This window comes from uncultured Zoogloea sp. (genome assembly GCF_937894855.1).
Lineage (GTDB): Bacteria > Pseudomonadota > Gammaproteobacteria > Burkholderiales > Rhodocyclaceae > Zoogloea > Zoogloea oryzae.
On the sequence record NZ_CALAYQ010000184.1, the window covers coordinates 1 to 10197 of the forward strand.

Here is a 10197-nt window from a genome sequence, read left to right on the forward strand (position 1 = left end):
CCGACATCTTGCTCCCAAAGCAAGCGCGCTACCGGACTGCGCTACACCCCGAGAGGCGCGAATAATACATAGCCTCTTCCTATCAGTCAAACAGAAAATCAAAAAATTTTCTGAAACGCTTCTGAACCACTGCCGCGGCAGCCGGTCCGTGCCTGATAGCCGTTTAGAGAAATTTTACACACTCCGTGTCACGCCGCATGCTCGATGGCGAGTTGGGCTGCGAAAAATGCATTCGTGGCGCAGATAATATGTATTGATGCTCTTCCGTCCCGCCTCTCCGCTGCTCCGTCGGGCAGCCCTCCCCTTTCTGCTCGCTGCGGGAGGCGCCTACGCGCCCGTCGTTCTTGCCGCCGCGGGCGAGGCGGGCGACTTCAGCATCCAGACTTCCCTGCCTTATCTATTGGTGGCCGGCGGCGGGCTGGCAGCCGGCCTGCTCCTCGGCCGGATCTCCCGCCCACGCCCCGTGCCGCCGCCGGCGCCAGCGCCCCTGTCGGTCTCGGGTGCGCCACCGCTGTCGGCGATGCCGCCCCGCCCCATGCCGCCGGGCGTGCCAACCACCCCTTGGCGGGATTTCGTCGAGATCGCCTCCGACTGGCCATGGGAAACCGACGCCACGCTGCGCTTCGTGCCGGTGCCCGATGCCCCGACCCCGCCCAGCATCATCCCGCCCGACACCATCGGCCGCAGCTGGGAAGAGGTGATCGTCCCCGAGCTGCCGCCCGATTTCGCCATCGCCCACCAGGAAAGCCTGGGCCGGCACGGACCGATCGCCGTCACGCTCACGCGCCGCAGTGCGACGGGTGAGGTGCGCTACCTTGAACTGCGCGGCCGGCCGATCTTCGATTCCGCCGGCCAGTTCCAGGGCTACCGGGGCATCGGCCGCGAGGTCACCGACCGGGCCCGCCTGTCGGCCAACCTCGAACGCAACGAAGAGCGCATCCACGCCCTCATCGCCTACAGCACCGACGGCTACTGGGAGCAGGACGCCAACCTGCGCTACACCGCGATCACCGCCAGCTCCGGCCACCTGGCCGACCTGGCCGCCGAGGACGCCATCGGCAACCGCCGCTGGGAGCTGCCCGGCGAATCCCCGGACGAAGCCCCGTGGGCCGAGCACATTGCGCAGCTCAAGCAGATCGAGCCGTTCTCCAACCTGGTGTTCTGCCGCCGCGACCGCAACGGCCGGGCGATCTGGCTGAGTGAATCGGGGATTCCGGTGTTCGACAACCGGGGCGTGTTCGCCGGCTACTGCGGCACCACCCGCAACATCACCGACCGCGTCGTCGCCCGCGAGCAGCTGCAGCGGGACGAAGCCCTGTTCCGCGCCCTCTTCGAGCACGTGCCGGCCAATGTCGGGCGGATCTCGGTGGATGACCGCTGGCTGCAGGTCAATGCCGCCCTCGCCGCCTTCCTGGGCCAGCCGGCCGAAGCCCTCGCCGGGGCCGGCCTCGACGCCGTGATGAGCACCGAGGACGCCGCCGCCGGCAAGGCCCTGCGCGCCCGCTGCCTGACGGGCGAGATCGACCACTACAGCCGCGACGTGCGCTACCACTGCGCCAACGACAGCATGCTGTGGTGCCGCGAATCCGTCCGGCTGATCCCCGGCCGCGACGACACGCCGCCGTCCTTCGCGGTGGTCGTCGAGGACATCTCCGCAGTGCGCGACACCCTCGACACCCGCCGCGCGGGCGAGGAGCGCTACCGCCAGCTGTTCGAGCTCTCACCCGAGGCCACCCTGGTGTGCATCGATGGGCGCATTCATCTTTCCAACGCCGCCAGCCGCCGCCTGTTTGCCGCCGACGACACCCGCGCACTCGAAGGCGTGGCAATGCTCTCGCTGGTCCATCCCGACGACCGGGCGATGGAAGCCGCGCGGCTCCAGCAGTTTGCCGCCAACCCCGAGCAGACCGGCCTCGCCCCGCTGCCCCTGCGCTACCAGCGCCTCGACGGCGAATGCATCAACGCCGAGGCCACCGGCGTGCGGATGCGCTTCGACGGCCAGCCGGCGGTGCTTTATGTATTGCGTGACGTGGCCCGCTGGCTGTCGGCCGAGCAGGTGCTGCGCGAGAGCCGCGCCATGTACCGGGACGTGGTCGAGTCGGTCAACGAGATCCTCTTCCAGACCGACGGCGAAGGCCGCGTGACCTTCCTCAACCGGGCCTGGCGCCACACCACCGGTTTCGACGGCCGGCTGTCCATCGGCCAGAGCCTGCTGGATTTCGTCGCCGACGAAGACCGCAGCCGGGTCGAGCAGCACCTGCGCAGCATCCGCGAAGGCTACGAGGACATCGCCCAGTTCGAGTTCCGCCTGCGCACCCACTCCGAGGGCCTGCGCTGGGTCGAGGCCACCATCCGCCCCCTGCGCGACACCTACGATCACGTGGTGGGCAGCTCCGGCACGCTGGACGACATCACCGCCCGCAAGGAAGCCGAGCAGTCCCAGCGCAACCTCAACCTTGAGCTCGAAGCCCGCGTACGGGTGCGCACCGCCGAGCTCGAAGCCTCCAACCGCGAGCTCGAAGCCTTCTCGTATTCCGTGTCCCACGACTTGCGGGCGCCGCTCCGGGCCATCGACGGCTTCGCCCAGATTGTCGCCGAGGACTACGCCCCGCGCCTGGACGAAACCGGCCGCGAATACCTCCACCGCATCCGCATCGCCACCCAGAAGATGGCGCGCCTCATCGACGACCTGATCGACCTGGCCCGCCTCACCCGCCAGGCCATGAAGCGCGAGCAGGTGAACCTCAGCCAGATCGTCGAACAGATCCTCAACGAGCTGCGCCAGGAAGACCCGGAACGCGCCATCGAGATCCACGTCGAGCCCAACCTCGTCGCCGCAGCCGACCGGGCGCTGATTCGCGTGGCGCTCGAAAACCTGCTGCGCAACGCCTGGAAGTTCACCAGCCGCCGCGACGTGGCGCAGATCCGCTTCCACGCCGAGATGCGCGACCGGCAGATCGTCTATTGCGTCTCCGACAACGGCGCGGGCTTCGACATGACCTTCGCCTCCAAGCTGTTCCTCCCCTTCCACCGCCTGCACGGCATCAGCGAATTTGCCGGCACCGGCATCGGCCTCGCCACCGTCCAGCGCGTCATCCAGCGCCACGAAGGGCGCGTCTGGGCCCAGTCGACCCCCAACCAGGGCGCCAGCTTCTTCTTCACGCTCTGCCACTGATCCGGCACCTCCGGGTGTTGTGCGGCAGCCAAACCGTTGCTGCTACGCAACAGCCTGAATTCAAAAGCGTTGATATAAGTCACAACTAATGTTGTGCATCGCAATACATCGGCACTTTTACCAATATCCGGCAGCATTCTTGCGGGTTAAAATTCGTCTGTTAACTGACGATAAGAATATCCGCGGCTACGGCAAGGGTCATGGTCGCCCCAGCAGACCAACCGAATTGCACTAACCGAGCATCCATCATGAACGAACGACACTACCTCACCCCCCTCTTCGAACCCCGGTCCGTGGCCGTCATCGGCGCCACCGAGCGCGAAAACTCCCTCGGCAACGTGGTTGTCCGCAACATGCTGGAGGCGGGGTTCAAGGGCAAGTTGTTCGCCGTCAATCCCAAATACGAAGAAGTCCTGGGCGTCCCCTGCTACAAGAGCGTCGAGGACATCCCCCAGCGGCTCGACCTCGCGATCATCACCACCAAGGCTGACCGCGTGCCGGCCATCGTCGACGCCTGTGGCCGCGCTGGCACCAAGTCGGTGGTCGTGATCCCGTCCGGCTTTTCCGACGCCGGCCCCCGCGGCAAGATGCTCGAGAAGAACACCATCGAGAACGCCCGCCGTCACCGCATCCGCCTGCTCGGCCCCAACTGTCTGGGCGTGCTGCGCCCCGAGCTCGGCCTCAACGCCAGCTTCGCCCACGGCGGCGCCACCAAGGGCTCCATCGGCCTCATCTCCCAGTCCGGCGCCCTCTGTTCGGCGATCCTCGACTGGGCGCGCCCCAACAACGTCGGCTTCTCGTCGGTGGTTTCGCTGGGCACCTCGGTGGACATCGACTTCGGTGAAGTCCTCGAATACATGGTGTCGGATTCCCGCACCGAAAGCATCTTCCTGTACGTCGAAGGCATCAAGGACGCGCGCCGCTTCGTGAGCGCCCTGCGCGCCGCCGCCCGCGTCAAGCCGGTGCTGCTGATCAAGGTCGGCCGCCACCCGGTCGGCTCCCACGCCGCGCTGCTGCACTCGGGCGCAATGGTGGGCGAAGACGCGGTGTTCGACGCCGCCCTGCGCCGCGCCGGCGTGATCCGCCTGTACAACCTCGGCCAGCTGTTCGCTGCCGCCAACGCGCTGTTCTCGCACTTCCGTCCGCGCGGCAACCGCCTCGCCATCATCACCAACGGCGGCGGGCCGGGCGTGATGGCTGCCGACCGTGCCGCCGACCTGCGCATTCCCCTCGCCACCCTGTCCGACGCCACCGTCGCCAAGCTCAACGAGATCCTGCCGCCCACCTGGTCGCACACCAACCCGATCGACATCATCGGCGACGCGGACGCCGAGCGTTACCGCAAGACGCTCGAAATCGTCCTCGCCGACGAGAACGTCGAAGGCGTGCTCACCATGCTCTGCCCGCAGGCCATGAGCTCGCCCACCGAAGTCGCCCAGCAGATCATCGACGTCGAACGCAACGCCGACAAGCCCGTGTTCACCTGCTGGATGGGTGAAGAGCAGGTCCGCGAAGGCCGCCACATCTTCGAAGCCGCCGGCATCCCCACCTTCCGCACGCCGGAACCCGCCGTCGAGCTCTTCGGCCACATCTCGGCCTACTACCGCAATCAGAAGCTGCTGGTCCAGACGCCGTCGTCCCTGTCGTCGGATCTCAACCCGCCGTCCGTCGAGAGCGCCCGGCTGGTCATCGAGACCGCCCTCTCCGAGCGCCGCAAGAACCTCAACGAGATGGAATCCAAGGCCCTGCTGGCGGCCTTCCGCATTCCCATCGCGCAAACCGTCGTCGCCCGCTCCGCCACCGAAGCCATGGTGCTCGCCGAAGAGCTCGGCTTGCCGGTGGCCATGAAGATCGACTCCCCGTCGATCACCCACAAGGCCGACACCGGCGGCGTGCGGCTCCACCTCAACGGCCTCGCCGCGGTGCGCTCCGCCTACCAGGAAATCCTCGAGGACGTGAAGCGCAAGCGCCCCGACGCCATCGTCAACGGCGTCGCCATCGAGCCGATGGTCGTCAAGCCCTATGGGCGCGAGCTCATGGTCGGCGCCTTCCGCGACCCGATCTTCGGGCCGGTGATCACCTTCGGTGAAGGCGGCGCCCACGTCGAGATCCAGGCCGACCGCGCCGTCGCCCTGCCGCCGCTCAACAGCTATCTGGTGCAGGATCTGATCAAGTCCACCCGCGTGGCCACCCTGCTCGGCGAATACCGCAACATGCTGCCGATCAACATGGAGTCGCTGGAGTTCGTGCTGCTGCGCATCTCCGAAATGGTCTGCGAACTCCCGTGGATCCGCGAGATGGACATCAACCCGCTGATCGTCGACGAACACGGCGCCGTGGCGGTGGATGCCCGCATCGTGGTGGACAACATCGCCCCGACGGCCGATCGCTACGACCACATGGCGATCCACCCCTACCCGTCGCACCTCATCACCCGCATCTCGATGCCCGAAGGCGACATCACCGTCCGCCCGATCAAGCCCGAAGATGCCGAGCTCGAAGTCGAGTTCGTCCGCAAGCTGTCGCCCGAAACCAAGTACCTGCGCTTCATGAACACGATGCGCGAACTGCCCCCGGCGATGGTGGCCCGCCTCACCCAGATCGACTACGACCGCGAAATGGCCTTCGTGGCGATCATCGAAGAGGATGGTGTCGAGGAGGAGATCGGCGTGGCCCGCTACGCGGTCAACCCCGACGGCGAGACCTGCGAGTTCGCCATCGTCGTGGCCGAAGACTGGCAGCACCGCGGCCTCGCCCGCCGGCTGATGGGCGTGCTCATCGAGACCGCCCGCGCCCGCGGACTGCACGCCATGACCGGCATCTTCCTGTCGAACAACGAGCGCATGCTCAAGTTCGTCGCCAGCCTGGGCTTCGTGCTCTCCAACGACCCCGAGGACAACACCGTCAAGCACGGCATCCTCAACCTGCAAGGCTGATGGCTGACACGCCTCTCGTGCGGTGCGCCTGGTGCGGGGCCGATCCCCTGTACCAGGCCTACCACGACACCGAATGGGGCGTGCCGCTCCACGACGACCGGGCGCTCTTCGAGCTGCTCACCCTCGAAGGCGCCCAGGCCGGGCTGTCGTGGATCACCGTCCTCAAAAAGCGCGAAGGCTACCGTGAAGCCTTCGCCGGCTTCGACCCGGCCGTCGTCGCCCGCTTCACCGACGCCGACCAGGCGCGGCTGATGGCCAACCCGGGCATCGTCCGCAACCGCCTCAAGATCTCCTCCACCATCGACAACGCCCGCGCCTTTCTCGCCATCCAGGCCGAGTTCGGCAGCTTCGACGCGTGGCTGTGGCGTTTCGTGGATGGCCAGCCGATCATCAACTCGCCCGCCACCCTGGCCGGCGTGCCGGCCCGCACGGCGCTGTCCGACACCCTCAGCAAGGCCCTCAAGCAGCGCGGCTTCCGCTTCGTCGGCTCCACCATCTGCTACGCCTTCATGCAAGCCGCCGGGCTGGTGAACGATCACACCACCGACTGCTTCCGCCACACCGAAGTGGCCGCGTTATCATCGCGTCCTCAGTAACCTCTCCCGGGCCCAGGCAGGGCCCCGCAGAACCATGACCGACCAGATCGAAACGGCCGAACTCCACGGCCAGCCCGTCCTCAAGCTGCAGACGCCCGACGGCGCCGTCGCCCTCGTCAGCCTCCACGGCGCGCAGGTGCTGTCGTGGACGCCCGCCGGCGGCGAAGACCGCCTCTACCTCAGCCCCAACGCCGTGTTCGACGGCCAGACCGCCATCCGCGGCGGCGTGCCGGTGTGCTTTCCGCAGTTTGCCGGCCGCGGCCCGCTCAAGGCCCACGGCTTTGCCCGCAACCGCCTGTGGTCGCTCGCCAACCAGCGCGCCGGCAAAGATTACGTGGTCGTCACCCTGCGCCTCGAAGACGACGCCGACACCCGCGCCCTGTGGCCCCACGCCTTTGCCGCCGAGATGAGCATCTCCATCGGCGGCGGCCGGCTCGACATGGAGCTGGAAATCGCCAACACCGGCGATGCGCCCTTCAGCTTCACCGCCGCGCTGCACACCTACCTCAAGGTGCGCGAAGTGGAATCCCTGCGCATCGAAGGCCTGCGCGGGCTCGATTACACCGACACCGCCGACGGCGGCACGCTCAAGAAGGAAACCGGCGTCGGCGTGATGGTCGACGACGAGATCGACCGCATCTACCACCAGGCCCCGGCCACCATCCTGGTGCGCGAGGACGACCGCGCGATGGGCATCCACGCCGAGAACTTCCCCGACGTGGTGGTGTGGAACCCGTGGGTGGACAAGTGCGCCAAACTCGCCGACATGCCGGCCGACGGCTTCCGCCGGATGCTGTGCGTCGAGGCCGCCGCGGTGCGCGAGCCCATCGAGCTCGCCCCGGGCGCCGACTGGTGGGGTCGCCAGTCCCTCGTCGCCATGTAAGGGCAGACAAAAAACAAACGGGGCCGCAAGGCCCCGTTGTTCATTCCGAGCAGACGGCCCACAAAGGGCCGTTGTTCATTGCACGCTCAGTTGGCACCCCGCACGGTGTCGGCCACGTTGCGGCCATTCACGCGCACGACGGCAACCGTATGGCCGGACGGGTCCACCTCGACCGGCTCGACGGTCAGGTTGCCCGCGTCCAGCGCGCGCTGCAGCCGCTGGGTGGCGTGCTCGGAGCTCATGCCGGGATCACGGGCATCCAGCCCCTGCACCCGGTACTTGCGACCGCTCTGATAGAAGGTGGCGCCATCCATCGCGTAGGCCCGGGCCACGCCACGGGCGGGGCGCTGGGGCGGCGCGGTGGGCGCTGCCAGCGGCGGCGCAGACGGGCTGGACGCTACCGGGGCCGGTTGCGGCGCCGGGGCCACGGGCGCAGCGGCAGGCGCAGCAGCCACCGGCGCGGGCGCCGGCTCGGCCACGCGCGGCACGGCGATGGCGGCAGCCGCAGCAGCGGCGGCTTCGGCTGCCGACAGGCTCGAATTGCCCGCCATCGGCGCAACCGGGCGCACCGGCGCGGGCTTGGGCAGCTCGGTGGCCGGGCGCAGTTGCGGCGGCTGGATGGCAGCCGGTGCCGCAGCGGCCACCGGCGGCGGGATCACCACCGTCTGACGGCCCGTGGGCGCGGCCGGCGGGGGCGCCTGGAGCTGGCGCAGCGCCTGAGCACGGGGCAGCGGGGGCGCGGTGGGCGTGAAGGCTTCACGACCGATGCCGCCACTGGCCGGGACCGGCGGTCTTTCGGAACGCACCACCGGACGGGGCGCTTCAAGCTGCGGCTGAGGACGGGCCGGCGCGGCGACAACGGCCGGCGCGCGACCACGCACCACCGGCGCCGGGGTCGGCGCCCCGTTGCGGCCACCGCGGGCGACGACCGGCGCGTTGCGGCCATTGTTCTTCTGCGTCACCACCGGCGCCTGGCGGGCGGCACCCCGGGCAACCGGTGCGGCCTTCTGCGGCGCAGCCTTGGCGGCAACCACCGGCGCGGCGCGGCCACCACGTGCGGGCGGCGCCGCCTTGGTCACCACCGGCTTGGCGGCCGGTGCGCGGGTGGCAACGGCCTTGGGCGCCGGCTTGGCCTTCTGGGCCACCGGCTTGCCAGCAGGCTTCTGTGCAACGGGTTTCTGGGCGACCGGCTTGGGGGCCGGCTTGGACGCGGCAGGCTTTGCGGCCTTGGCCGGGTGCGCGGGCTGCGGCGCGGCAGAGGCATCGCCTCCAACCACCATCAGACCGAACGCCACCGCTGCCAGCGTAGCGAATAGGGGGTTCATTGGGTGTGTATCTCCTGCGAGGCCGGGCACGTCGAATCCGACGGCCGGCGGGGCGTGCACGGGTGGGGAGTGCCCACGGCACGAATAATCGGCGAATTCTACCGGAAAGTTGTCGGGCGACGGGCTTGCGGCGGCGGCCGGGTTTCTGCACCATGCGCCCTTTTTCCACGCCAGCAACCGTCCATGCTTCTGCCGATCGAACAACGCATTGCCGCCGAGTTAGGTGTACAACCCCGCCAGGTTTCTGCGGCGGTCCAGCTTCTTGACGAAGGCGCGACCGTGCCCTTCGTGGCCCGTTACCGGAAGGAAGTCACCGGCGGCCTGGACGACACCCAGCTGCGCAACCTCGAAGAGCGCCTGGGCTACCTGCGCGAGCTTGAAGAACGCCGCGCCGCGGTGATCGCGAGCATCGACGAACAGGGCAAGCTCGACCCGGCCCTGCGCGATGCCATCGAGAACGCCGAAACCAAGCAGCGCCTCGAGGATCTTTACCTGCCCTTCAAGCAGAAGCGCCGCACCAAGGCCCAGATCGCCCGCGAAGCCGGCATCGCCCCGCTGGCCGACGCCCTGCTGGCCGACCCGACCCTGACGCCCGAAACCGAGGCCGCCAGCTACATCAACGCCGAAGCCGGCTTTGCCGACACCCGCGCGGTGCTCGACGGCGCCCGCCAGATTTTGATGGAGCGCTTTGCCGAAGACGCCGAGCTGCTGGGCACCCTGCGTGATTACCTGGCCGATCACGGCGTGGTGGCCTCCACCGTCATCGCAGACAAGGAAAACGATCCCAACGCCGCCAAGTTCCGCGACTGGTTCGACTTCCGCGAGGCGATCTCCACCGTGCCGTCGCACCGGGCGCTGGCCCTCTTCCGCGGCCGCAACGAAGGCTTCCTGCGCCTGCAGCTGGCGCTGGATTCCGACCCCACCGACGGCTCCGCCCCCGGCCCCAACCCCTGCGAGGCGCGCATCGCCGGCCGCTTCGGCATCAAGGATCAGGGCCGCCCGGCGGATTTCTGGCTGCGCGAAACCGTGCGCTGGGCCTGGAGCGTCAAGATCTCCCTGCACCTGGAGCTTGAACTCCTGGGCAACCTGCGCGAGCAGGCCGAGGAAGAAGCCATCCGCGTGTTTGGCCGTAACCTGAAGGATCTGCTGCTGGCCGCCCCCGCCGGCCCCCGCGCCACCCTGGGCCTCGACCCGGGCCTGCGCACCGGCGTGAAGGTGGCGGTGGTGGACCAGACCGGCAAGCTCCTCGACACCGGCGTGATCTACCCCCACGAACCCCGCC

6 protein-coding genes are annotated in these 10197 nt (G+C 68.5%); 5 read left to right on the forward strand and 1 reads right to left on the reverse strand.

Translation table 11 applies throughout. The features are described from left to right. Positions 1-256: 256 nt before the first annotated feature. The 4 genes from Q0672_RS20190 (at position 257) to Q0672_RS20205 (ending at position 7590) form a co-directional block, all read left to right on the forward strand. Positions 257-3175, forward strand: a complete 2919-nt coding sequence (locus tag Q0672_RS20190) for a PAS domain S-box protein (protein ID WP_298625161.1) — start codon at positions 257-259, stop codon at positions 3173-3175. A 248-nt stretch (positions 3176-3423) separates the two neighbouring features. Then, on the forward strand, positions 3424-6111 hold the full coding sequence (locus tag Q0672_RS20195; RefSeq protein WP_298625162.1) for a bifunctional acetate--CoA ligase family protein/GNAT family N-acetyltransferase: 2688 nt from the start codon (positions 3424-3426) through the stop codon (positions 6109-6111). Then, on the forward strand, positions 6111-6707 hold the full coding sequence (locus tag Q0672_RS20200) for a DNA-3-methyladenine glycosylase I (RefSeq protein WP_298625164.1): 597 nt from the start codon (positions 6111-6113) through the stop codon (positions 6705-6707). Before Q0672_RS20195 ends, Q0672_RS20200 begins: the two co-directional genes overlap by 1 nt. Before the next feature lie 34 nt (positions 6708-6741). Then, entirely contained in the window at positions 6742-7590 is an 849-nt protein-coding gene (locus Q0672_RS20205) for a D-hexose-6-phosphate mutarotase (protein ID WP_298625166.1), read from the forward strand. A gap of 86 nt (positions 7591-7676) precedes the next feature. On the opposite strand, the gene Q0672_RS20210 is transcribed toward Q0672_RS20205, so the two are convergent. Then, complete coding sequence (locus tag Q0672_RS20210) at positions 7677-8915, reverse strand: hypothetical protein (RefSeq protein WP_298625168.1); 1239 nt, start codon at positions 8913-8915, stop codon at positions 7677-7679. Between the two features lie 183 nt (positions 8916-9098). On the opposite strand from Q0672_RS20210, the gene Q0672_RS20215 reads away from it, so the two are divergent. Next, positions 9099-10197 (forward strand): Tex-like N-terminal domain-containing protein (locus Q0672_RS20215; RefSeq protein WP_298625170.1); only part of this gene is annotated, 1099 nt, incomplete at its 3' end.

Coding starts and splice junctions, on each gene's coding strand:
- Q0672_RS20210 (WP_298625168.1), bottom strand. CDS start 8,915: ATGAACCCCCTATTCGCTACGCTGGCAGCGGTGGCGTTCGGTCTGATG.
- Q0672_RS20200 (WP_298625164.1), top strand. CDS start 6,111: ATGGCTGACACGCCTCTCGTGCGGTGCGCCTGGTGCGGGGCCGATCCC.
- Q0672_RS20195 (WP_298625162.1), top strand. CDS start 3,424: ATGAACGAACGACACTACCTCACCCCCCTCTTCGAACCCCGGTCCGTG.
- Q0672_RS20190 (WP_298625161.1), top strand. CDS start 257: ATGCTCTTCCGTCCCGCCTCTCCGCTGCTCCGTCGGGCAGCCCTCCCC.
- Q0672_RS20205 (WP_298625166.1), top strand. CDS start 6,742: ATGACCGACCAGATCGAAACGGCCGAACTCCACGGCCAGCCCGTCCTC.